This window comes from Pseudomonas sp. UBA5666, from assembly GCF_002420785.1.
In the GTDB taxonomy this organism is placed as follows: Bacteria; Pseudomonadota; Gammaproteobacteria; order Pseudomonadales; family Pseudomonadaceae; genus Aquipseudomonas; species Aquipseudomonas fulva.
The window spans coordinates 78,919-102,185 of record NZ_DIIQ01000008.1; the positions used below are offsets into that span (position 1 = coordinate 78,919).

Consider the following 23,267-nt stretch of genomic DNA (forward strand, 5'->3'; position numbering starts at 1 on the left):
TCATGCTCGCACCTTGGCAGCCTTTGCTGGAATGGTGGTTCGGTTGGGGCACCAGCGCCCAGGCCGTGGCTGACGAGAAGAGCGCCCAATGGTTCGGCAAGCATCACGACGCCGAGGCCCAGGCGCTGTTCGATGAGCTTGTCGACCAGGCCTTGGCAGGTGGGCTCGACGAGTGGCAGCAGAGCCCTCAGGGCTGGCTTGGGCTTCTGCTACTGCTCGATCAGCTGCCACGCATGATCTACCGCGACACGCCACGTGCGTTCGAGGGTGATCGGCGTGCGCAAGTGGTCGCCCTGCAGGGGTTGCAGAAGGACTGGGATTATCAGTTGCTCCCGATCCAGCGGGTATTCGTGCTGCTGGTGCTCGAGCATGCCGAAGTGCTGGACTGGCAGAACATGTCCGTCGAGCGCTACCAGGTGCTGCTTGACGAGCAACCTGAAGCCAACCGTCGGTTGTTCGAAGGCTTCCTGGATTATGCCCAGCAACACCAGCGGGTAATCGAGCGGTTTGGCCGGTTCCCGCACCGTAACCTCGTGCTGGACAGGCCCAGTACCAGTGAAGAGATGGATTTTCTGCTCGAGCCGGGTTCCAGGTTCTGAAGCAGCGCTCTACGTTCAATGACTGAGGCCGCCCTCCATGGGCTAATGCGATTGACTTGACACTAATGGGGCCGCACAGCGGCCCCATTAGTGTCTGCTGTTTCAGACCCGGCCCAGCACGTAAATCCCCATACTGAACCCACCAACCTCCGGGCGGCTCATTCGAATAAGCCATTTTCCCGATCAGCGGTAGCGGTCTTGGGCAGGTCCAACAGGGAACCTGGGAGGCATTTTCCCGTCGAAGGGCACTGCAGGCCACTCGCCTGCTCCCTCGTTCAGGAGTGTCTTCATGTCGTTGCGTTCCCTCGCCCTGTTGTCGCTGTGTGTCGTGCTCGCCGCCTGCAGCAAGATCAATCAGGAAAACTATTCCAAACTCAAGGCCGGCATGAGCAAGGCCGAGGTCGAGCAATTGCTCGGCACGCCGACCGAGTGTTCTGGCGCCTTGGGCATGAGCAGTTGCACGTGGGGGGACGAGCGTAGCTTCATCAGCGTGCAGTACGCGTCGGACAAGGTCTTGATGTATTCGGGGCAGGGTCTCAAATGAGGGCTGCCGGTCTACTGTTGGGCCTGTGCCTGACCCTCTTGCTCGGCGGGTGCGCGGGGTCGATGAACGACCCGCTTGCACCGAAGACCGCGGGGCAGGTGGATCTCAAGCGTTACCAGGGCAAGTGGTACGAGCTTGCACGCTTGCCCATGCGCTATCAGGCCGGCTGCGAACAGTCGGAGGCCCATTACAACCTCAAACCCGATGGGTCATTCGGTTTGCTGAACCGCTGCCGCACCCTGGGTGACGAGTGGCTGCGTGCCGAAGGCCGTGCCTACATCGAGGCGCCAGGGCATACCGACAGGCTGTGGGTGGAATTCGACAACTGGTTCACACGCCTGGTCCCTGGCGTTGCCAGGGGCGAATACTGGATCTTGTATGTGGACGAGCGCTACCGCACCGCGGTTGTCGGCAGCCCGGACCGCAAGTACTTGTGGATTCTGTCACGCACGCCCAGCTTGCCGGCCTGGGAGCGCGAACACTTGCTGGCCAAGGCCCGCCAGCAGGGCTACGACACCAGCCGGTTGATCTGGCGAGCTTCCGACCAGCAGATCGTCAAGATGCACTGAGTGGGTTGCAGGCGTGGTGGGCGGAAGCGAACGTCATGCCTACCCGGGGCCTGCTGTAGCGCCTCAGCTCGAATCGCGGCCGCCGCTAAGCGGCCTTGGTCGGGTCATCCCAAAAGCTGCCGCAGTACCTGAGTGAATGCCGCGCGGCTTTGCTCCTCTTGCAGATGATGGCCTTGGCGTACCACCCATTGGCCATTGACCATCACGTCGCGAACCTGCCGGTCACCGCCGGCAAACAGCCACCGATTGAGAATGCCATCACCGTCGGCCATGGCGATGTAGGGGTCCTGATCATCAAGCACCAGCCAGTCGGCGCGCTTGCCTACAGCCAGTTCGCCAATGGGCTGACCCAGCGCCTGTGCACCCCCTGCCCACGCAGCGTCGAGCAAGGTGCGCCCGACCATCGGTTGGTCGCGGCGATGCAAGCGGTTGCGTCGCTGGTCGCGCAGGCGCTGGCCGTACTCCAGCCAGCGCAGCTCTTCAACCACGCTTAGCGAGACATGGCTGTCCGAACCAATCCCCAGGCGCCCGCCCTGTGCCAGGTAGTCTGTGGCCGGGAAAATGCCGTCGCCCAGGTTGGCTTCGGTCGTCAGGCACAATCCCGCCACGGCGCCGCTGCGGGCCATGGCTGTCACTTCGTCCGGCTGGGCGTGTGTGGCGTGCACCAGGCACCAGCGCTCATCCACGGCCACGTGCTCATACAGCCATTGCAAGGGTCGCAGGCCGCTCCAGGCCAGGGAGTCATCGACTTCCCGTTGCTGCTCGGCAATATGAATGTGCACCGGGCATTTGCCGTCACTGGCCGCCAATACCCCGGCGATCTGCCCAGGCGTCACGGCCCGCAGCGAGTGAAAGCACAAGCCCAGCCCCTGCGCCGGTTGCGCGGCCAGCAGCGGCGCCAATTGCGCCTGCAAACGCAGGTAGTGGTCGGTGGACTGGATGAACCGGCGCTGGCCATCGCTTGGCGTTTGGCCGCCAAACCCTGCATGGCTGTAGAGTACCGGCAGCAGGGTCAGGCCGATGCCGCTCTGCGTGGCCGCTGCGCTGATCCGACGAGACAACTCGGTCGGGTCTGCATACGCATTGCCTACCTGGTCATGGTGCACGTAATGGAATTCCGCCACCGCGGTATAGCCCGCTTTGAGCATCTCGATGTAGAGCTGGCGGGCGATGACCTGCAGCTGCTCAGGCGTGATCTGCCCGACCAGCCGGTACATGAGGTCGCGCCAGGTCCAGAAGCTGTCATTGGGGTCGCCGACGACCTCGGCAAGCCCGGCCATGGCCCGCTGGAACGCGTGGGAGTGCACATTCGGCATACCGGGAAGTAGGGGGCCCGCCAGATGCTCTGCGCCGTCGGCGCAAGCGCCGGCTTCAATGCGTGTCAGGAACCCGTCCGTACCGACGTCTAAGCGCACGTCTCGGGCCCACCCCGTAGGCAACAAGGCGCGTTGGGCAAAATAGGCGGGCATTGCAGGCTCCTGTTCTTGTTATCTTGTATATACATATACAGGCGTTTGCCTGCCGGGTAAACTCCGGCAAGCTAACGCTCATTTCTTATGCACAAGGATTTCTGGCCGTGCCGACACCTCCTGCCAACGCGCTGGTTGCCCCCATGGGCGAAGGCCCGGCGCCGCTGTACGCGCGGGTCAAACAGATGATCAAGCAGCACATCGACGACGGTAGCTGGCCGCCGCATCACCGTGTGCCCTCGGAAAGCGAACTGGTCAGCCAACTGGGCTTCAGCCGCATGACCATCAATCGCGCCCTGCGCGAGCTCACAGCCGAGGGGCTGTTGGTGCGCATGCAAGGTGTCGGCACCTTCGTAGCCGAGCCCAAAGGCCGCTCGGCGCTGTTCGAAGTGAACAACATCGCCGACGAAATCGCCGCACGCGGGCACCGGCATAGCTGTCAGGTCGTGGTGCTTGCCGAGGAAGCTGCAGGTTCCGAGCGAGCGCTGGCCTTGAACATGCGCGAAGGTCAGCGGGTATTTCATTCGCTGATCGTGCATTTCGAGAACGATACCCCGGTGCAGATCGAAGATCGCTACGTCAATGCGGCCGTGGCGCCCGAATACCTTCTGCAGGACTTCACCCGTCAGACGCCTTATGCCTATCTGTCCCAGGTAGCTCCGCTGACGGAGGGCGAGCATGTGGTCGAGGCGATCCTGGCAGAGCCTGAAGAATGCCAGCTCCTGCAAATCGAACGCGGCGAGCCATGCCTGCTGATCCGCCGCCGTACCTGGTCCGGGCGCCAGCCGGTCACGGCCGCGCGCCTGATTCACCCCGGTTCGCGCCATCGCCTGGAAGGACGTTTTGGCAAATGAGCCGATTGCATGTGTTGCAGGCGCGGGACTATCCGCGCATGCCCTGGAAAAACGGCGCTGGCTTCACCGAGGAAATCGCCCGTGACCACGGCAAGGGCCTGGACGGTTTTGGCTGGCGCTTGTCGATTGCCGATATCCAGGCGTCGGGCGCTTTTTCGAGCTTCGCCGGCTACCAGCGGATCATCACCGTGCTGCAGGGCGATGGCATGCGTCTGTGGGTAGACGGCCAACTCAGCCGGCCGCTGCTGCCATTCGACGGGTTTGCGTTCGAGGGGGCAAGCGAGGTCGATTGCCACCTTATCGGCGGGCCGATTCGTGATTTCAACCTCATCTACGCACCGCAGCGCTATCGGGCGCGCTTGCAATGGCTGGAAGGTTTCAACCGTTTGCACACCTCGGCCTCGACCGTGCTGCTGTTTGCCGCCAGCCAAGCGGTAGAAGTGGCGGCGGGGCACCAGGCCCTGCAATTGGGGCGTCATGACTGCCTGCAACTGGAAGGTAACGAAGCGTTGCTGGCGTTGGACGTACAGGGGCAGTGCTGCCTGATCGAACTCGATCCCCGTTGAGCTGACCCTGGGCTGGCATCGCTTGCGGCGTCAAGGTCTACGAATTTCACTTGTCCATGCTTGTACATACAAGTAAAGATGTGTTTGTATTGTTCCACGACACATCTGCTGCAGCCGACCGCAAAGGACATTCCCGTGACCGACAACAACAAATACCGTGACGTTGAAATCCGTGCCCCGCGTGGCAATACGCTCACTGCCAAAAGCTGGCTGACCGAAGCGCCACTGCGCATGTTGATGAACAACCTCGACCCGCAGGTCGCCGAGAACCCCAAGGAACTGGTGGTGTACGGTGGCATCGGCCGGGCCGCGCGCAACTGGGACTGCTACGACAAGATCGTCGAAACCCTGACCCGTCTGGAAGACGACGAAACCCTGCTGGTCCAGTCCGGCAAGCCGGTCGGCGTGTTCAAGACTCACAGCAACGCACCACGCGTGCTGATCGCCAACTCGAACTTGGTCCCTCACTGGGCCAGCTGGGAGCACTTCAACGAGCTGGACGCCAAAGGCCTGGCCATGTATGGCCAGATGACCGCTGGCAGCTGGATCTACATCGGCAGCCAGGGCATCGTCCAAGGCACTTACGAAACCTTCGTCGAGGCGGGTCGCCAGCACTACGGCGGCAGCCTCAAGGGCAAGTGGGTGCTGACCGCAGGTCTGGGTGGCATGGGTGGGGCCCAGCCATTGGCCGCGACCTTGGCCGGGGCTTGTTCGCTGAACATCGAGTGCCAGCAAAGCCGTATCGATTTCCGCCTGCAAACCCGCTACGTCGATGAGCAGGCCACTGACCTGGACGATGCCCTGGCGCGCATCGCCCGTTACACCGCCGAAGGCAAGGCTATTTCCATCGCCTTGCATGGCAATGCGGCCGACGTATTGCCTGAGTTGGTCAGGCGCGGGGTGCGGCCAGACATGGTCACCGACCAGACCAGCGCGCATGACCCGCTCAATGGCTACCTGCCCGCCGGCTGGACGTGGGAGCAGTACCGCGACCGCGCACAGACCGACCCGGTGGCCGTGGTCAAGGCTGCCAAGCAGTCGATGGCCGTGCATGTACAGGCCATGCTCGATTTTCAGCAGCAGGGCGTGCCCACCTTCGACTACGGCAACAACATTCGCCAGATGGCCAAGGAAGAAGGCGTGGCCAATGCGTTCGATTTCCCAGGTTTCGTGCCGGCTTACATCCGTCCACTGTTCTGCCGGGGCATCGGCCCCTTCCGCTGGGCAGCGTTGTCCGGCGAAGCCGAAGACATCTACAAGACCGATGCCAAGGTCAAGGAATTGATCCCCGACGACGCCCACCTGCACCGCTGGCTGGACATGGCCCGCGAGCGCATCAGCTTCCAAGGCTTGCCGGCCCGCATCTGTTGGGTAGGGCTGGGGCTGCGGGCCAAGCTGGGCCTGGCGTTCAACGAAATGGTGCGCAGTGGCGAGCTGTCGGCACCGATCGTGATCGGGCGCGACCATCTCGATTCGGGCTCGGTCGCCAGCCCCAACCGCGAAACCGAAGCCATGCGCGATGGCTCCGATGCGGTCTCCGACTGGCCATTGCTCAATGCCCTGCTCAATACCGCCAGCGGTGCCACCTGGGTGTCGCTGCACCATGGCGGCGGTGTCGGCATGGGCTTCTCCCAGCACTCGGGCATGGTCATCGTCTGTGACGGCAGCGACGAGGCGGCGGCTCGTATCGCTCGCGTGCTGGCCAATGACCCAGGCACCGGTGTCATGCGTCACGCCGATGCCGGTTACGCTATCGCCATTGAGTGCGCGCAAGCGCAGGGGCTGGACCTGCCGATGATCACCGGCTGATCACCTCCCTCTGCAATGCACCCCACAAGGGTGATACTCGACAACAAGAAGAGGCGGGCTGGCGCTGCCGGTCATGCCTCGCGAACTGGAGTAGCAACGTGACCGAACTTACCCTCAAGCCCGGCTGCCTGACCCTGGCGCAACTGCGCACTGTGCATGCAGGCCCTGTACGGCTTCAACTCGACGCCAGCGCCGGCCCGGCCATCGATGCCAGCGTGGCCTGCGTCGAGCAGATCATCGCGCAGGACCGTACCGCCTACGGCATCAACACCGGTTTCGGACTGCTGGCGTCGACCCGTATCGCCAGCCACGACCTGGAAAACCTGCAGCGTTCGCTGGTGCTGTCGCATGCCGCCGGGATCGGTGCGCCGCTCGATGACGCGCTGGTCCGATTGATCATGGTGCTGAAGATCAACAGCCTGAGCCGCGGCTTCTCCGGTATTCGCCGCAAGGTCATCGACGCGCTGATCGCGCTGGTCAACGCCGAGGTCTATCCCCACATCCCCCTCAAAGGCTCGGTCGGCGCCTCCGGTGACCTCGCGCCGCTGGCCCACATGTCTCTGGTACTGCTGGGCGAGGGCAAGGCGCGCTACAAGGGCCAGTGGCTTGCGGCTACCGAGGCCCTGGCCATCGCCGGTCTTGAGCCGTTGACCCTGGCCGCCAAAGAGGGGCTCGCCCTGCTCAATGGTACCCAGGCCTCCACGGCCTATGCCCTGCGCGGGCTGTTCCATGGCGAAGACCTGTTCGCCGCCGCGGTCACCTGCGGCGCGCTCAGCGTGGAAGCCGCCCTTGGTTCGCGCTCGCCCTTCGATGCCCGTATCCATGCAGTGCGCGGCCAGCGCGGACAGATCGACACCGCTGCCTGCTTCAGGGCCCTGCTGGGGGACACCAGCGAGGTATCGCTTTCGCACCAGAACTGCGACAAGGTCCAGGATCCTTACTCGCTGCGCTGCCAGCCACAAGTGATGGGCGCCTGCCTCACCCAACTGCGTCAGGCTGCCGAGGTACTCGGCGTCGAGGCCAATGCCGTGTCGGACAACCCTTTGGTGTTCGCCGCCGAAGGCGACGTGGTTTCCGGCGGTAACTTCCATGCCGAGCCGGTGGCGATGGCCGCCGACAACATCGCCCTGGCCATCGCCGAAATGGGCGCGTTGAGCGAGCGCCGCATCTCGCTGATGATGGACAAGCACATGTCCCAGTTGCCGCCCTTCCTGGTGGAAAACGGTGGGGTCAACTCGGGCTTCATGATCGCCCAGGTCACCGCCGCCGCACTGGCCAGCGAGAACAAGGCCCTGTCCCACCCGCACAGCGTCGACAGCCTGCCGACCTCCGCCAACCAGGAGGACCATGTCTCAATGGCCCCGGCTGCTGGCAAGCGCCTATGGGAAATGGCTGAAAATACCCGGGGCGTGCTGGCGATCGAGTGGTTGGGCGCCTGCCAGGGCCTGGACCTGCGCAAGGGGCTCAAGACCTCCGCCAGGCTCGAACAGGCGCGCCAGGCATTACGCCGTGAAGTGCCGCACTACGACCGCGACCGGTTCTTTGCACCGGACATCGAAAAGGCCGTGCACATGCTGGCCGAAGGCAGTCTGACCGCGCTATTGCCAGCGGGCGTGCTACCAAGTCTGTAATGCGCTCGGGGGCCTTTGGTGGCGGCCCCCGTATCTCACGACCACAAAAACAATTCAAGGACGTGACATGCAACCTGCACAAGGTCTCAAGCGCGGGCTGACTGCCCGCCACATTCGTTTCATGGCCCTCGGCTCTGCCATCGGTACCGGCCTGTTCTACGGCTCGGCATCGGCCATCCAGATGGCCGGCCCGGCGGTATTGCTGGCCTATCTGATCGGCGGCGCTGCGGTATTCATGGTCATGCGGGCATTGGGCGAAATGGCCGTACACAACCCCGTGGCCGGCTCATTCGGTCACTACGCCAGCACCTACCTGGGCCCCATGGCCGGCTTCATCCTCGGCTGGACCTATGCGTTCGAGATGGTCATCGTCGCCATCGCCGATGTGACGGCGTTCGGCATCTACATGGGCTTCTGGTTCCCAGAGGTCGCCCGTTGGACATGGGTGCTGGGCATCGTCTTGGTCATCGGTGCGCTCAACCTGTGCAACGTCAAGGTATTCGGCGAACTGGAATTCTGGCTGTCCTTGCTCAAGGTGGGCGCGATCGTGGCCATGATCCTGGCGGGCCTTGGCATCATGGTCTTCGGTTTCAGCCAGGTGGGCAGCGGGCAGGCCGTGGGCGTGGGCAACCTGTTCGAGCATGGCGGTTTCATGCCTAACGGTGTCGCCGGGTTGATCGCCTCGTTCGCCGTGGTCATGTTCGCCTTTGGCGGCATCGAGATCATCGGGGTGACCGCAGGCGAGGCCAAGGATCCGCAACGGGTGATTCCCAAGGCGATCAACGCCGTGCCCCTGCGCATCCTGCTGTTCTATGTGCTCACCCTGTTCGTGCTGATGTGCCTGTACCCCTGGCCGCAGATTGGCAGCCAGGGCAGCCCCTTCGTGCAGATCTTCAGCAATCTGGGGATCGGCTCTGCGGCTGCGGTGCTGAACGTGGTGGTGATCTCTGCGGCCGTTTCTGCCATCAACAGCGATATCTTCGGTGCGGGCCGCATGATGTATGGTCTGGCCCAGCAGGGGCATGCCCCCAAGGGCTTCAGCCGGCTGTCCAGGCATGGCGTGCCGTGGATGACGGTGGTGGTAATGGGGGCAGCACTGCTGGTTGGGGTACTGCTCAATTACCTGATCCCTGAAAACGTGTTTCTGCTGATCGCCTCGATCGCTACCTTCGCCACCGTCTGGGTCTGGCTGATGATCCTCATCACTCAAGTGGCGATGCGGCGGCGCATGAGCCGTGAGCAGATGGCCGAGCTCAAGTTCCCGGTACCGTTCTGGCCCTGGGGCCCGGCATTGGCCATCGCCTTCATGGTCTTCGTCTTCGGTGTGCTTGGCTATTTCCCGGACACCCAGGCGGCGTTGTTGGTCGGCATGGTCTGGCTGGTCTTTCTGGTGGCGTCCTACCTGTTGTGGTGCAAGCCGCGCACAGGGCAGGGCGCGTCGGTGGCCGAAGCCGCCAAGTTGCATCGCTAGCAAAGGAGAACCTGCATGAAAACCCTCTGGCAACACTGCCACGTGGCAACCATGGCCCAAGGCCGTTATTCGATCATCGAAGACGCCGCCATCGTGACCGGTGGTGGGCGGATCCTGTGGATCGGCCCACGTGCCGACTGGCAAGTCGAAGGGACCGAGCAGACGGTGGACCTGGGCGGTACTTGGGTGACCCCCGGGCTGATCGATTGCCACACGCACGCGGTATTCGGCGGCAACCGCAGCGGCGAGTTCGAACAGCGGCTGCAAGGTGTGAGCTATGCCGAGATCGCCGCGCAGGGCGGGGGCATTGCCAGCACCGTGAGGGCCACCCGCGCCGCCAGTGAAGACATGCTGTTCGCCAGCGCCCGGCAGCGCGTCCGGGCGTTGATGCGCGACGGCGTGACCACCCTGGAGATCAAGTCCGGTTACGGCCTGGACTTGGCCAACGAGCGCAAGATGCTGCGTGTAGCCCGGCGTCTGGGTGACGAGCTGGGTATCACGGTTCGGGCCACGTGCCTAGCGGCTCACGCCTTGCCGCCGGAATACGCCGAACGCAGCGACGACTTCATTGCCCACATCTGTGATGACATGCTGCCAGCATTGGCAGCAGAAGGGCTGGTGGATGCGGTGGATGCCTTCTGCGAACACCTGGCCTTCTCACCCGTCCAGGTTGAACGCCTGTTCATCAAGGCACAGCAACTGGGTTTGCCGGTCAAGCTGCACGCTGAACAATTGTCTTCCTTGCACGGCTCCAGCTTGGCCGCCCGCTACCAGGCACTGTCGGCCGATCACCTGGAATTCATGACAGAAGAAGATGCCGTGGCCATGGCAACGGCTGGCACCGTGGCCGTCTTGCTGCCCGGCGCGTTCTACTTTCTGCGCGAGACCCAAGTTCCGCCGATGGAGGCCCTACGTCGGCACGGCGTGAAAATCGCCCTGGCCAGCGACCTGAACCCGGGCACCTCACCGGGCCTGTCACTGCGGCTGATGCTGAACATGGGCTGCACCTTGTTCCGCATGACGCCGGAAGAGGCCCTCGCCGGTGTCACCACCCATGCGGCGCAAGCGCTGGGCATGGGAAGCAGCCATGGCACCCTTGAAGCGGGCAAGGCCGCCGACTTCGTTGCCTGGCAAATAGAACGCCCTGCCGACCTGGCCTACTGGCTTGGCGGCGACCTGCCCAAGCGCGTCGTGCGCGGCGGCCATGAACTGGATATCTGAGCGAGGCGAGATGGACAAGGTACTGAGCTTTCACCAGGGTCAATTGCCGCTGTTGATCAGCATTCCCCATGCGGGCCTGAAGCTGACCCCGGCAGTGGCCGATGGCCTGGTCGATCAGGCGCGCAGCTTGCCCGACACGGACTGGCACATTCCCCGTCTGTACGATTTCGCCCAGGCGCTGGGCGCCAGTGTACTGACGGCCGAGTATTCGCGCTTCGTCATCGACCTCAATCGCCCAGAGGACGACAAGCCGCTGTATGCCGGGCCCACCACGGGGCTTTATCCGGACACGCTCTTTGAAGGTGAACCTTTGTTCAAGGAGGGGCTGGCGCCAAGCCCGGCAGAGCGCAAGCATTACCTTGAGCACATCTGGCACCCTTATCACAGGGCAATCAGGCATGAGCTGGCACGTTTGCGTGAGACGTTCGGCTATGCCCTGCTCTGGGACGCCCATTCCATTCGCTCGCACATTCCTCGGTTGTTCGACGGCAAGCTACCGGACTTCAACCTCGGGACCTTCAATGATGCGAGTTGCGACCCCAGTCTGGCCCAGCGGCTGACGCACGTCTGCCAACAGGCGCACGGTTACGATCATGCGCTCAATGGGCGCTTCAAGGGCGGGCACATCACCCGTCATTACGGCAACCCAGCCGCGCACGTTCACGCCGTCCAGCTCGAGCTTGCGCAAAGCACCTACATGCTAGAGCGTGAGCCTTTTAGCTACCGTGAAGATTTGGCAGGCCCCACCCAGACGGTGCTCAAGCAGCTTCTGCAGGCGCTGCTAGCGTGGGGCCAGGCGCATTATCGCAACTGAAGGCAATCGGCCAGGCAGCGCGGGGTACGCGCGCCGCCCGGTCAATCGTCAGCCTTTGGCGACCTCCTTGAGCGTGAGTTCGCGCAGCAGTGCCTGCTCCTCGAGTTCCCGATCCATCTGCAAGCCTTGTTGCAAGATCACCTCTTCCTGCAGCGGATGGCTGGTGTTGGCCAGTTCCAGTACCCGCTGGCGGTACCGGTTTTCAACCTCCTCGAACCGCTCGGCGTATTCACCGCGAAGGCGCTGGGTCCAGTCCTGGTTGGACAGCAGATAGTCGATGAACGCTTCGCTGTGTTCGCGCTTGCGCACGTGTTCGAGCACGCTCGAAAGCTCATCGGCCGCCAGGTTGGCAGCACTTCGGAAACGCATGCGGTCGGCGATGGGCAGCTCGAGTTCCTTGGCCAGTTCGCGGCGATAAGCCAGGCGCACCGAAACCAGATCCCCCGGTATCGAGCGGTGCTGGGCAAGGTGTTCGAGTTCCTCTACCCGGAACAGCTGCAACAGCCTTTGGCGCATCTGCTGCAGGCTATCTCCTGCATCGATCACGACACGTTGATGCATCAGGTACAACTCGATGTTGTTGAACGCCTGAAGCGCGCCGTCATGACAGGTTTGTGCGCCATTTTCGTCAGGCAGCGCCGCTACAGCGATGCTTTCCAGCAATGGCCGCTCGGTCGGGTTGCTGACCGCCGCGACCAGCATCAGTCGCACCCGTTCGCAAAACCTGCCCCGAGTAGCGGGCTCCACGTAAGGGGCTGCGTTTTGCAGACGGCCCACCAGGCGCAGCAAGTCACTGCCTGCAAGCGCGTCCCAGCATACCTGCAGGGATTCATTTTGCAGTGCATTTCCCAACATCCACGATTCCATCCGTGGGGTATCGTCACCGGACACCGGAAAGTGCGGGTGGTCCAGAGAGCCATCACTGGAACCATCGGTGAGCAGGTCGGTGGGAATGTCCAAGGCGAAGGAAAAGCTGTGGTGGCTGTCGGAAAACGTGCGGACCCGCTGGATGGTTTCGGCTGGCAGCGGGTTGTCCAACAGGGACACAGAAGAAATCGGAATGGTGCTATCCAGGTTCGACAGGACACGGTCCGGCAGTTCGGTGATGTTGTTCGAACTGAGGTCGAGCAACTCGAGCGGCAGCAACAGGTCGCACCAGTGCGGCCAGCCCTGTAGGTCCATGTTGCTCAGCACCAGGGACTGGAGATTCGCTGCAAGCTGTGCAGGAACATGATTGATGGTGCCCACCCGGTTGCCCGAAAGGTCCAGCGAAGTAAGGTGGTTCAGGCGGCCAAAAATCTCGAACATAGGCTCATCGATTTCCAAACCCATGTTGCGCAACTCCAGGTACTCCAGCTCCGGCAAGCGCAGCAAGGCGGTAGGCAGTGTCGATTGCGGCGCTTGATGACCGTCTATGGTCAGGCGCGTGATACCCGGAAACCGACTGAGCAGCTCATCAAGCTGCGCAGTCGTGCCTCGCAAGCGGGTCAAGGCCAGGGCGCGAACACGCTCGCCAAAGAAGGGGGGCAGGCGCCTCGGGAAGTGCTCGATCGACACGTCTTCCAGATGCAGCCTGAGGTATCGATGGCCCTGTTCCTGATATGTCCAGAAATCATTGATCGCCGTTTCAATGCGTTGACGCTCGGCCAGGGCGGTTTGTGTCAGGGGGTTGCTGGAACTCGATGCCTGCGCCCAGCCCTCCAGCGCTTCTCGTACCTGCGAGCGCTCGGTGCGCAGGCGCGTGATTCCCTCGATAAGCGACGGCGGCTGGTCCACGCGAATACCAGAAGTATCCAGCTGCTCGTTCATGAGCAAACGCTGCACGTGAATTTCGTTGATCGGGTTGCCTTCAAGGTTGATGACCGGCGGGAGTCGCAGTGATTCGGCTTCGTGCAGCAGGAACGATGGCAGCGTGAGCAGGTTATTGGCGCGCAGGGACAGCTCACCGATGCGGCTCAAGGCATCGCTGTCGATGCCCATCGGCCATTGCGACAGATGCATGCGGTCGAGCCCGAGGTAATCGAGTGTGAGCGCGTGGAAGCTCGGACGGTTGCCTTGTGCCAAGCGATTTCCGGAAAGGTCCAGATGACGCAGCTGCCGGGCACCGGTCAGCATGTCCAGGTCACTGGAGGACAAGGCAATGTTCTGGTTGGTCAGTACCAAGCGCTGCAGCTGTGGCAGGTTTTCCAGAATGGTGGGAATGCTGAATATGAATGCCGAGGGTGTTGCCCGCGGTGTGTAGGGCCGGTCAATTTCCAATGCCTGGAGTTGCGGCATCTGGCGGAGCAGGCGTTGCAGCAAACGCTCGTTCTGCGCCCAGCTGGCCATCGCGCCTGAGGGCAGGTCATAGAGGGTCAGGCTGCGCACTCGCTGGTAGAAGAACTCGGGTAAGTTCAACGGAATATCGGCCAGAGAGATCAGCGCCAGGCGTAACACGGACGTGCTCCGGTCGCCTTCGTCCAACGCCGTGTCATACCAGAACTGCACGATAGCCTCGCGCAACGCATCGTAGTTGCGTGCTGCCGCATCGGTCGACGGCGAAATGGCCTCGCTCCAGTCATCGAGCCTGCTTTGCAGTTCGGTGCGCTGCTCGGCCAAACGTTGCAGGTGTTCGAAAATCTGCAGGCGCGTGCGGCCGCTGCTGGCCAGCGTATTGATCACCTGATCGGCAGAGCGGCCGGTACGCTGCGCCAACTCCAATGCCTCGACCTCTGCAAGGAGCTGCGAATAAGAGACCGCATGGGCTTGCGGGCCACCGCCGCTCAGCGGATACCCGAGGCGGCCCTCGGCAAGGCGCATGGGTGACCGATAGCCGGGGCGCACCGGCCGCATGCCCAGGGCCCTGCGCAAGGCTGGGCGAGGCAGCAACGGACTTTCCTGCATCAGGTGCCGCAGGGCCGCAGCGTCAGCCGCGCCGAGTTGTGCCATGACGTCTGGCAGCGCCTCGTGAAGCGCGGTAAAAAGGTCCGGGTGTGCCGTTACCAACCGAGATGACTCGGCTTGATCCTGGACGATGTACCCTGCAGGGGCATGGATGATGGTTACGCAGGGGTTACCTTGCTTGGGGCCGATTGCCTCGGCTTGAGTGGGCCAGAACCCACCTCGCAGGATTTGTAGCCTGGTACCGGTAGGCCATTGCCTGAGTGTCGGCAAGGTATGCAGCACGAGTCGATCGCTGTCCCAGCTCTGAGCCCCTACCAGAAACAGCCCCTCGTAAGCCCGCGCCAGACGGACCTGTTGCAGATAAACACGAATTTCCTCGCTCAGGCGTAACGGTACCCTACCGCTTGCCAGCAGGCCCCGTTCGTTGGCAGTCGCGCTGCGTACCAGCTCGTCGGCAATGGCGGCTGGAAGACCGGGGTATGCCCGCATGACCGGTTCGGCGTCGGGCAGCTGGGCCGATGCCATGCGCCTGTAGGCTCTGAAAAATTCGGTTGAGCGGTCTGCCGTGACGGGCAACTGGCTGATCGACTGGTCAAGCTTGAACCGCTGGAGGGTGTCTTGCAGCAACGCCGGCAATCGCTCGCTCTCCACCAGCGCCCTGCGCAAGGTATCTTCGTCCGTGTCACTGATCTGCAGCATCCGTTGCAGCGTCGGCTCATCGAAGTCAGCACTCAGGTGCCCCATTCGTTGCAACAAGGTCGAACCTGTCCAGGTAGCGGGGCGGTCGGTGACCTGTATCCACGCGCCAGCGCCGTTGTAGCGCAGCGGTGGCTGATAGCGATGCTCGCCCTGTGGGTGCTGCAGCCGGTATTGGCCAGTGTCGGCGTCTGACACGACCTGATACTGGCGACCCTGCAGCACCAGCCGTTGCTGACCCTCATGCAACAACAGGCCCTGCTCATCCGGTGCCAATGACTGTGGCAGTGGGTCCTGGATTTGATAGGGCGTCAGATCAGGTTTCCACAGGCTAACCTGCCCATCAGGCATGTCCACGTCTTCCAGCTCTTCGATGAATGACGGGGTCTCGACGGGAATGCGCGCATCACCCGATTCGTCGTCGGGTTCTTCGACGATGGGTTCGTCGCCCCCTGGGATTTGCGGCGCGCCTTTGAGCGCATGGCCGGCAGCTGTCAGCGCAGCCATGACCGCCACGTTCTCGACGACATCGATCAGGTAGTCGTAAGCTGTGTCGCGCTCGTCTGCCTCCCAGGCTTCGATCCCCTCATACACCTCATGGGCCAGCTGGACGATGCCCACCAAAAGCATGGCCTCCCCAAGGCCAGGCACGAAGAAGCCGGCGATGTTCAATGCCAGCAACGCGCGCCCGGCAATGAGCTCGCGGTGAGCCTGGGCCGTACGCCGGTCCACGATCTGGGTTGGGACAGCGTGGAAGAGCACGTCCTGTTCATGACGTTCCACCTTGCGAAAGGCCATGAGCCCCTGGAACGCGTGGGTGAAAGGCGTTTGAACGGGGTAGAGCCTGGCATGTGGATCGCGTACGGGCTCGTGCAGGCCGCGGGTACTCCAGCCCGGTGGTGTCAGACGCGCTTGCAGGCGCTGTCTAACCATCCCCTTGTCGCGCTCGGGCACATGCTTGTCCAGGTAGCCCATGTCAGCCTGGAGCCGATCCCGCAGTGCGTCATGCATGGCCTGCGTATCGGCGAACGCCTTGAGGGGTGTTTCCTCGTCGTCGGGGATATACAGCGCAATGCGGCTATCGGCACCCGATTGCCTCTCGATGACCACTACTCCCGTCAGTACGCAGCCCCAGAGTTGCAGCTCGCTGAACCTGAACCCCGATGCGAGAGGATCCAGCTTTTGATCGAGCGGTACTTCCAGCGCGGCGGTGTAGAACGTCTCGCTGATATCGCCCTTCAAGCGAGCGTAGTGCAGGGACTGTCGCCAAGCCGATTCCTCCGCCCGCCCCAGTGTTTGATACACCTCCAGGGCCACCTCGTCCGCACTGCGGTCAGCCGTTGCGGCCGGGTAGTAGATCGCGTGTATCAGGTCGTGATATTTCCCACCAATGTCCAACGTCCGACACAGGTCGGCGAAGGCTTCTGCCGGAATGTCCAGTGCATTGATGATAGGCACGGTGCCCATGAAACGCCGGTGGTCGAGAATCACCGATTTTTTCAGGAGCCCATCGGGTGCATCCATGCCACCTTCAACGGCGGCGGACGCCTCGAAGTTATGCAGGGCTGCCTGAAGCAGTGAACGGGTCGCCCGCTCCACGGCCTGCCGCCCGTCCAGGGCGTTGTGCTCCTCGATCAGGCGCGCGTCCACCAGGTAGCTCTTGTCGACATCGACCTGTAGACCAAAGCGTTCGGCAATGGCTTCGGTCAACGCCTTTCTGGCATAGATCTCCAGCTCTGCAACCTGCTCGAACAGCGCCGCGACCTGCGCTTGGTGCTGACGGTGCTGTGCGTGTTCGATGCTCCAGGCACGCGCGACGGCCGGTTGCTCCGTGATCGCTGACGCCAGCCAGGCAGGTGCCTGCCGCCAATTGCGCATGGCCTGGTGCGTGTGGGTCGGGCTTTTTTTCAGCCACTGGGGGATGCGCTTGGCAATGGTGGAGTAATGGACACCTTGTGAGGGTAGGGTGTCGCTGGTGGGTGTTGGCATTTAGCAGTCCTCTGCACGATGAGGTGAAGGACTCTGTAGGGCCGGGGAAGGAGAAAGGAGGTAGATATATCTGCCCGGCAACTGTACCGGGCCAGGCATGGAGTTGATGTACAAGCATGCTCTGCGCTCAATTCAGGTTTATGATGGCTCACGGTCGAACAACCTTCACACGGAGTGCGCAATGCAGACCCTCTACCCGCAGATCAAACCCTACGCCCGGCACGATCTGGCCGTGGAAGCGCCACACGTGCTGTACGTCGATGAAAGCGGCTCACCCGAAGGTTTGCCAGTGGTCTTCATTCACGGCGGCCCGGGTGCAGGCTGCGACGCCCAGAGCCGGTGCTATTTCGATCCCACCCTGTACCGCATTATCACCTTCGACCAGCGCGGCTGTGGCCGCTCCACCCCCCATGCCAGCCTGGAAAACAACACCACCTGGCACTTGGTGGAGGACATGGAGCGCATCCGTGAACACCTGGGTATCGACAAGTGGGTACTGTTCGGCGGCTCATGGGGCTCCACGCTCGCGCTGGCCTATGCCCAGACTCACCCCGAACGCGTGCATGGTCTGATCCTGCGCGGCATCTTCCTGTGCAGGCCCCAGGAGATACAGTGGTTCTACCAGGAAGGTGCCAGCCGCCTGTTCCCCGACTACTGGCAGGACTACATTGCGCCCATCCCACCGGAGGAGCGCGGCGATATGGTCAGCGCGTTCCACAAGCGCCTGACCGGCTCCGACCAGATTGCCCAGATGCACGCGGCCAAGGCATGGTCCACTTGGGAGGGCCGCACGGCCACACTGCGGCCCAACCCCCTGGTAGTGGACCGGTTCTCCGAGCCGCAGCGGGCCTTGTCCATCGCCCGCATCGAATGCCACTACTTCATGAACAACGCCTTCCTGGAGCGGAACCAGCTGGTGCGCGACCTGCCCAGCATCGCCCACCTGCCGGCGGTGATCGTGCACGGGCGCTACGACGTGATCTGCCCACTGGACAACGCTTGGGAACTGCACCAGGCGTGGCCGAACAGTGAACTGAAGGTCATTCGCGATGCCGGGCATGCCGCATCCGAGCCGGGCATTACCGATGCTCTGGTGCGCGCAGCCGACCAGATGGCCAGGCGCCTGCTCGACTTGCCACTGGAAGAAGCATGAAGGGCCTGCTGCAACGGGTGCGCAACGCGCGGGTGGAAGTGCAGGGCCAGGTCATCGGCGCTGTCGAGCAAGGCCTGCTGGTGCTGGTGGCCGTGGAGCCGGACGACACCCGCGAGCATGCTGACAAGCTGCTGCACAAGCTGTTGAACTACCGCGTGTTCAGCGATGAGCAGGGCAAGATGAACCTGTCGTTGAAAGAAGTGGGGGGCGGGCTGCTGCTGGTCTCGCAGTTCACATTGGCGGCCGACACCCGCAACGGCATGCGCCCCAGCTTTTCCACGGCGGCGCCGCCGGCCTTGGGCGCCGAGCTGTTCGACTACCTGGTGACGCAAGCCAGAGACCGCCACGCCGACGTCGCTACCGGTCAGTTCGGTGCCGACATGCAGGTCCACCTGGTCAATGATGGCCCTGTAACATTGCTGTTACAAATTTAAGGTTAAAAAAAGCCGCTTTCTTGAATAAATAAGCGGTTCTATACCATAAATAGTTGTTGCAGCCTGATGCGTTGTCACGCGACCTGCTGGATAATCGCGCGCTGCATGAGGCCTGCGTTCGCAGGTCCGTTTCACTCTGACTCGAGCATTGTCCGTAGCCGTTTGGGGAATCATTACGCCCTTACGGGGTCCGAACAGTGCTCGCCAACCCGGCATTTGTCGCTGGCCGTTGGTTTCATGATCTGTTTTCGGCGAGGGTTGCTCGTGATTGTTAGTCCCCAAAAAGCATCAAGAATCCCCGGCGTCAGGCTGCGCAAGGCGCTGATGGCCAGCATGGCAATCGTTGGCCTGATGAGCGCGGGCCAGCTGTGGGCATTCAATCTTGACGATGTTGCAGCCAAGGCAAAGGATCTGGCCGGCCAGAAGTACGAAGCGCCCAAAAGCAACCTGCCGGCCGTGTTCCGCGACATGAAGTTCGCGGACTACCAGAAGATCCACTTCCTGCAGGAAAAGGCCGAGTGGGCCAACGACAAGACACCGTTCAAGCTGTCGTTCTACCACCAGGGCATGCACTTCGATACGCCGGTGAAAATCAACGAAGTCACCGCCACCAAGGTCCAGGAAATCAAGTACGACCCGAGCCGCTTCGAGTTCGGCGACGTGCCGCATGATGCCGATGCCACCAAGAACCTGGGCTATGCGGGCTTCCGCGTGCTGTACCCGATCAACAAGGCCGACAAGCAGGACGAAATCATGACCCTGCTTGGCGCCAGTTATTTCCGCGTCGTGGGCAAGGGCCATGTGTATGGCCTGTCGGCCCGTGGCCTGGCCATCGACACGGCGCTGCCTTCGGGCGAAGAATTCCCACGGTTCACCGAGTTCTGGGTCGAGAAGCCGCAGCCGGCCGACAAGCACCTGGTGATCTACGCGCTGCTGGACTCCCCGCGCTCAACCGGCGCCTACAAGCTCACCCTGCGTCCGGGCAACGACACGGTCGTTGACGTGCAGTCGCGCGTGTACCTGCGCGATCATGTCAGCCGCCTGGGTGTCGCGCCGCTGACCAGCATGTACCTGTTCGGCCCGAACCAGCCGTCCAAGGTCCTCAACTACCGTCCTGCGCTGCACGATTCCGAAGGCCTGTCCATCCATGCCGGCAACGGCGAGTGGCTGTGGCGCCCGCTGAATAACCCCAAGCACCTGTCGGTCAGCAATTTCAGCGTCGAGAACCCGCGCGGCTTCGGTCTGATGCAGCGCCAGCGCGCCTTCAGCGACTATGAAGACCTGGATGATAACTACCAGAAGCGCCCAAGTGCCTGGATCGAACCCAAAGGCGACTGGGGCAAGGGCTCCGTCGACCTGGTGGAAATCCCGACGGCCGACGAAACCAACGACAACATCGTTGCTTTCTGGAGCCCGGAAAAGCTGCCCGAGCCTGGCGAGGCGGCCGAGTTCGCCTACCGCCTGCATTGGACCATCGACGAACCCAAGTTCCAGGCGCCTGAGTTGGGCTGGGTCAAGCAGACCCTGCGCTCCACTGGCGACGTCAAGCAGTCCAACCTGATCCGCCAGCCTGATGGCAGCGTGGCTTTCCTGGTCGACTTCGCGGGCCCGGCACTTGCCGCCCTGCCTGAAGACACCCCGGTGCGCAGCCAGATCAGCGTGGGCGACAACGGTGAGGTGGTCGAGAACAACCTGCGCTACAACCCTGAAACCAAGGGCTGGCGCCTGACGCTGCGTCTGAAGGTCAAAGAAGCCAACAAGTCGACCGAAATGCGTGCAGCGCTGGTGCGCGATGTGCCCGTAGAGGCTCCAGCGCCTGCCACGGACGCCAAGCAGGACAAGGCGTCTGCCAAGCATGCCAAGGCCGAGAAAACCGCCAAGGCCGAACAACCTGCCGCCGACGCGGCGCCCACCGCCGAGGCTGCGGCCACCACCGAAAAGGTGCTGACCGAAACCTGGACCTATCAGTTGCCTGCCGATGAGTAACTCGAGCCCAAAGCCGGTATCGCTTGGCGAGTACCTGGCCCACCTTCCAATGAGCGATGAGCAGCGCGCGGAACTGGCCAATTGCGCATCGTTCAGTGAGCTGCACCAGCGCCTGGCGGCCAACTCGCACGCCAGCCCAGCCGAGGCCGTGCAGGCCTCGGTGGGCTCGCGCCTGACGGTCGGCACCGCGGGTGAACTGGAAGAGGCCGAGATGCTCGGGGTGGACGGTAACGGGCGCCTGTGCCTGAAGATCGCGCCGCCCATCACGCGTACCAAGGTCGTTCCCGAGCCATGGCGTACCAACCTGCTGGTGCGGGTATGGCGGCGCCTGACCGGGCGTACCAACGCACCGCAGCCACCCAAGCGTGAGTTGCCGGCGGCCCGCTGGCGCACTGTCGGCTCGATCCGCCGATACATCCTGCTGGCGCTGATGATCGGGCAGACACTGGTCGCTGGCTGGTACATGAAGAGCATCCTGCCCTACCAGGGCTGGTCGTTCGTCGATCTGGACGAAATCTTCGCTCAGCCGATCTGGGATACGGTGGTGCAGGTATGGCCGTACGCCTTGCAGACGTCCATCCTGATTCTCTTCGGGATTCTGTTCTGCTGGGTGTCGGCCGGCTTCTGGACTGCCCTGATGGGCTTCCTTGAGCTGCTGACCGGGCGCGACAAGTACAAGATTTCCGGCAGCAGTGCCGGCAACGAACCCATCGCGCCCGATGCACGTACTGCGCTGGTCATGCCGATCTGCAACGAAGACGTGCCGCGGGTGTTTGCAGGCCTGCGTGCAACGTTCGAGTCGGTAGCAGCCAGCGGTAACCTGGACCGTTTCGACTTCTTTGTGCTCAGCGACACCAACGACACCGACATTGCCGTTGCCGAGCAGCAGGCATGGCTGGACGTGTGCCGTGAAACCAAGGGGTTCGGCCGTATCTTCTACCGCCGTCGCCGGCGTCGGGTGAAGCGCAAGAGTGGTAACCTCGACGACTTCTGCCGCCGCTGGGGCAGCGAATACAAGTACATGGTGGTGCTGGACGCCGACAGCGTCATGAGCGGCGAATGCCTGAGCAGCCTGGTGCGCCTGATGGAGGCCAACCCCGATGCCGGCATCATCCAGACCGGGCCCAAGGCGTCGGGCATGGATACCCTGTATGCGCGCATGCAGCAGTTCGCCACGCGCGTATACGGCCCATTGTTCACGGCCGGCCTGCACTTCTGGCAGCTGGGTGAGTCGCACTACTGGGGGCACAATGCGATCATTCGCATGAAGCCGTTCATCGAACACTGCGCATTGGCGCCATTGCCAGGCAAGGGTGCGTTCGCTGGGGCCATTCTTTCCCACGACTTCGTCGAAGCCGCGCTCATGCGCCGCGCCGGTTGGGGCGTATGGATCGCCTATGACTTGCCGGGCAGCTACGAAGAACTGCCGCCCAACCTGCTCGACGAACTCAAGCGCGACCGTCGCTGGTGTCATGGCAACCTGATGAACTTCCGGCTGTTCCTGGTCAAGGGCATGCACCCGGTGCACCGTGCCGTGTTCCTGACGGGTGTCATGTCCTACCTGTCTGCGCCGTTGTGGTTCCTGTTCCTGGTGCTGTCCACTGCGTTGCTGGCGACCAACACCCTGATGGAGCCCCAGTACTTCATCGAGCCGTACCAGCTGTATCCGCTGTGGCCTCAATGGCACCCGGAAAAAGCCGTGGCGTTGTTCTCCACCACCATCGTGCTGCTGTTCCTGCCCAAATTGCTCAGCGTCATCCTGATCTGGGCCAAGGGCGCAGTTGAGTACGGCGGGCGGATCAAGGTCACCTTGTCGATGCTCATGGAAATGCTGTTCTCCATGTTGCTGGCGCCGGTGCGCATGATCTTCCACTCCCGCTTCGTGCTGGCCGCGTTCCTGGGCTGGGCCGCCACCTGGAACTCCCCGCAGCGCGACGACGATTCCACACCCTGGAGCGAAGCGGTCAAGCGTCATGGTCCGCAGACCTTGCTGGGCGTGGCATGGGCAGGTCTGGTAGCCTGGCTGAACCCCAGTTTCCTGTGGTGGCTGACGCCGATCGTGGGCTCGTTGATGCTGTCCATTCCGGTCTCGGTCATTTCCAGCCGTACCCGCCTGGGTCTGGCCGCCAAGGACGAGAAGCTGTTCCTGATTCCTGAGGAATACGCCACACCGCAGGAGCTGCTGGCCACGGACCAGTATACCCACGAGAATCGCTGGCACGCCCTGCGCGACGGTTTTGTGCGCGCGGTAGTGGACCCGCGGCAGAATGCTCTGGCGTGTGCCATGGCCACTGCCCGGCACGGTCAGGCAGCGCCCATCGAGGCCATGCGTGCCGAACGCATCGTCAAAGCTCTGGAAGTTGGCCCCCATGGACTCGACCTGGGCACGCGCCTGGCATTGCTGAGCGACCCCGTGGCGCTGACCCGCCTGCACGAGCAGGTATGGTCGCAGCAGCACGCGGCATGGATCGATGCCTGGCGCGCCTCGATCAAGGGCGACCCGCATTCACCGTTGTTGCCGCTGCATCCTGAACATGAGGGTCAACCGGCACTCGCAGGCTCCTGACCTGCGCCATTAG

Annotated in this window: 16 protein-coding genes; 14 read left to right on the top strand and 2 right to left on the bottom strand. The window is 62.7% G+C overall.

Annotation, left to right across the window (positions count from 1 at the left end; all coding sequences use genetic code 11):
• Nucleotides 1–2: 2 nt before the first annotated feature.
• The 3 genes from B2Y33_RS05665 (at nucleotide 3) to B2Y33_RS05675 (ending at nucleotide 1,712) form a co-directional block, all read left to right on the top strand.
• Entirely contained in the window at nucleotides 3–599 is a 597-nt protein-coding gene (locus tag B2Y33_RS05665) for a DUF924 family protein (RefSeq protein WP_206405218.1), read from the top strand.
• Nucleotides 600–888: 289 nt separating this feature from the next.
• A complete protein-coding gene (bamE, locus tag B2Y33_RS05670) occupies nucleotides 889–1,143 on the top strand; it encodes an outer membrane protein assembly factor BamE domain-containing protein (RefSeq protein ID WP_027914068.1) in 255 nt (84 codons plus the stop codon).
• On the top strand, nucleotides 1,140–1,712 hold the full coding sequence (locus tag B2Y33_RS05675; protein WP_027914067.1) for a lipocalin family protein: 573 nt from the start codon (nucleotides 1,140–1,142) through the stop codon (nucleotides 1,710–1,712). Before bamE ends, B2Y33_RS05675 begins: the two co-directional genes overlap by 4 nt.
• A 104-nt stretch (nucleotides 1,713–1,816) precedes the next feature.
• Here B2Y33_RS05675 and B2Y33_RS05680 read toward each other — a convergent pair whose 3' ends face one another.
• On the bottom strand, nucleotides 1,817–3,181 hold the full coding sequence (locus B2Y33_RS05680) for a formimidoylglutamate deiminase (RefSeq protein ID WP_206405216.1): 1,365 nt from the start codon (nucleotides 3,179–3,181) through the stop codon (nucleotides 1,817–1,819).
• A 143-nt stretch (nucleotides 3,182–3,324) separates the two neighbouring features.
• Between B2Y33_RS05680 and hutC the strand changes: the two genes are divergently transcribed.
• The 7 genes from hutC to hutG all read left to right on the top strand — a co-directional run bounded on the left by hutC (nucleotide 3,325) and on the right by hutG (nucleotide 11,547).
• Nucleotides 3,325–4,035: a histidine utilization repressor gene (gene hutC / locus B2Y33_RS05685; RefSeq protein WP_173645899.1), complete on the top strand. Its 711-nt coding sequence runs from the start codon at nucleotides 3,325–3,327 to the stop codon at nucleotides 4,033–4,035.
• Entirely contained in the window at nucleotides 4,032–4,601 is a 570-nt protein-coding gene (locus B2Y33_RS05690) for a HutD family protein (RefSeq protein ID WP_059183449.1), read from the top strand. The genes hutC and B2Y33_RS05690 overlap by 4 nt, the downstream gene beginning before the upstream one ends.
• A gap of 135 nt (nucleotides 4,602–4,736) precedes the next feature.
• On the top strand, nucleotides 4,737–6,410 hold the full coding sequence (gene hutU, locus B2Y33_RS05695) for a urocanate hydratase (protein WP_027914063.1): 1,674 nt from the start codon (nucleotides 4,737–4,739) through the stop codon (nucleotides 6,408–6,410).
• 98 nt (nucleotides 6,411–6,508) lie between these two features.
• The gene (gene hutH, locus B2Y33_RS05700) at nucleotides 6,509–8,041 is read left to right on the top strand and encodes a histidine ammonia-lyase (protein ID WP_027914062.1); all 1,533 of its coding nucleotides are present in this window, start codon (nucleotides 6,509–6,511) and stop codon (nucleotides 8,039–8,041) included.
• 67 nt (nucleotides 8,042–8,108) lie between these two features.
• Nucleotides 8,109–9,512: an amino acid permease gene (locus B2Y33_RS05705; RefSeq protein WP_206405215.1), complete on the top strand. Its 1,404-nt coding sequence runs from the start codon at nucleotides 8,109–8,111 to the stop codon at nucleotides 9,510–9,512.
• Between the two features lie 15 nt (nucleotides 9,513–9,527).
• Complete coding sequence (gene hutI, locus B2Y33_RS05710; RefSeq protein WP_027914060.1) at nucleotides 9,528–10,733, top strand: imidazolonepropionase; 1,206 nt, start codon at nucleotides 9,528–9,530, stop codon at nucleotides 10,731–10,733.
• Between the two features lie 10 nt (nucleotides 10,734–10,743).
• Nucleotides 10,744–11,547 carry an N-formylglutamate deformylase gene (gene hutG, locus B2Y33_RS05715; protein WP_206405252.1) on the top strand — a complete coding sequence of 268 codons (804 nt, stop codon included), beginning with the start codon at nucleotides 10,744–10,746 and terminating at the stop codon, nucleotides 11,545–11,547.
• A gap of 48 nt (nucleotides 11,548–11,595) precedes the next feature.
• On the opposite strand, the gene B2Y33_RS05720 is transcribed toward hutG, so the two are convergent.
• Entirely contained in the window at nucleotides 11,596–17,115 is a 5,520-nt protein-coding gene (locus tag B2Y33_RS05720) for a dermonecrotic toxin domain-containing protein (RefSeq protein ID WP_241194866.1), read from the bottom strand.
• Nucleotides 17,116–17,296: 181 nt separating this feature from the next.
• On the opposite strand from B2Y33_RS05720, the gene pip reads away from it, so the two are divergent.
• The 4 genes from pip to mdoH all read left to right on the top strand — a co-directional run bounded on the left by pip (nucleotide 17,297) and on the right by mdoH (nucleotide 23,254).
• Complete coding sequence (pip, locus tag B2Y33_RS05725; RefSeq protein ID WP_206405213.1) at nucleotides 17,297–18,268, top strand: prolyl aminopeptidase; 972 nt, start codon at nucleotides 17,297–17,299, stop codon at nucleotides 18,266–18,268.
• Entirely contained in the window at nucleotides 18,265–18,702 is a 438-nt protein-coding gene (gene dtd / locus B2Y33_RS05730) for a D-aminoacyl-tRNA deacylase (protein WP_028687265.1), read from the top strand. Before pip ends, dtd begins: the two co-directional genes overlap by 4 nt.
• A gap of 264 nt (nucleotides 18,703–18,966) precedes the next feature.
• Nucleotides 18,967–20,688, top strand: a complete 1,722-nt coding sequence (locus B2Y33_RS05735) for a glucan biosynthesis protein G (RefSeq protein WP_201870985.1) — start codon at nucleotides 18,967–18,969, stop codon at nucleotides 20,686–20,688.
• Nucleotides 20,681–23,254 (top strand): glucans biosynthesis glucosyltransferase MdoH, encoded by a 2,574-nt coding sequence (mdoH, locus tag B2Y33_RS05740; protein ID WP_206405212.1) that lies wholly within the window; start codon nucleotides 20,681–20,683, stop codon nucleotides 23,252–23,254. Before B2Y33_RS05735 ends, mdoH begins: the two co-directional genes overlap by 8 nt.
• Nucleotides 23,255–23,267: the final 13 nt, after the last annotated feature.

What these genes read in the sequence shown, in the direction of transcription:
- B2Y33_RS05665 (WP_206405218.1), top strand. Translation starts at nt 3, where the DNA reads ATGCTCGCACCTTGGCAGCCTTTGCTGGAATGGTGGTTCGGTTGGGGC.
- bamE (WP_027914068.1), top strand. Translation starts at nt 889, where the DNA reads ATGTCGTTGCGTTCCCTCGCCCTGTTGTCGCTGTGTGTCGTGCTCGCC.
- B2Y33_RS05675 (WP_027914067.1), top strand. Translation starts at nt 1,140, where the DNA reads ATGAGGGCTGCCGGTCTACTGTTGGGCCTGTGCCTGACCCTCTTGCTC.
- B2Y33_RS05680 (WP_206405216.1), bottom strand. Translation starts at nt 3,181, where the DNA reads ATGCCCGCCTATTTTGCCCAACGCGCCTTGTTGCCTACGGGGTGGGCC.
- hutC (WP_173645899.1), top strand. Translation starts at nt 3,325, where the DNA reads ATGGGCGAAGGCCCGGCGCCGCTGTACGCGCGGGTCAAACAGATGATC.
- B2Y33_RS05690 (WP_059183449.1), top strand. Translation starts at nt 4,032, where the DNA reads ATGAGCCGATTGCATGTGTTGCAGGCGCGGGACTATCCGCGCATGCCC.
- B2Y33_RS05705 (WP_206405215.1), top strand. Translation starts at nt 8,109, where the DNA reads ATGCAACCTGCACAAGGTCTCAAGCGCGGGCTGACTGCCCGCCACATT.
- hutI (WP_027914060.1), top strand. Translation starts at nt 9,528, where the DNA reads ATGAAAACCCTCTGGCAACACTGCCACGTGGCAACCATGGCCCAAGGC.
- hutG (WP_206405252.1), top strand. Translation starts at nt 10,744, where the DNA reads ATGGACAAGGTACTGAGCTTTCACCAGGGTCAATTGCCGCTGTTGATC.
- B2Y33_RS05720 (WP_241194866.1), bottom strand. Translation starts at nt 17,115, where the DNA reads ATGCCAACACCCACCAGCGACACCCTACCCTCACAAGGTGTCCATTAC.
- pip (WP_206405213.1), top strand. Translation starts at nt 17,297, where the DNA reads ATGCAGACCCTCTACCCGCAGATCAAACCCTACGCCCGGCACGATCTG.
- dtd (WP_028687265.1), top strand. Translation starts at nt 18,265, where the DNA reads ATGAAGGGCCTGCTGCAACGGGTGCGCAACGCGCGGGTGGAAGTGCAG.
- mdoH (WP_206405212.1), top strand. Translation starts at nt 20,681, where the DNA reads ATGAGTAACTCGAGCCCAAAGCCGGTATCGCTTGGCGAGTACCTGGCC.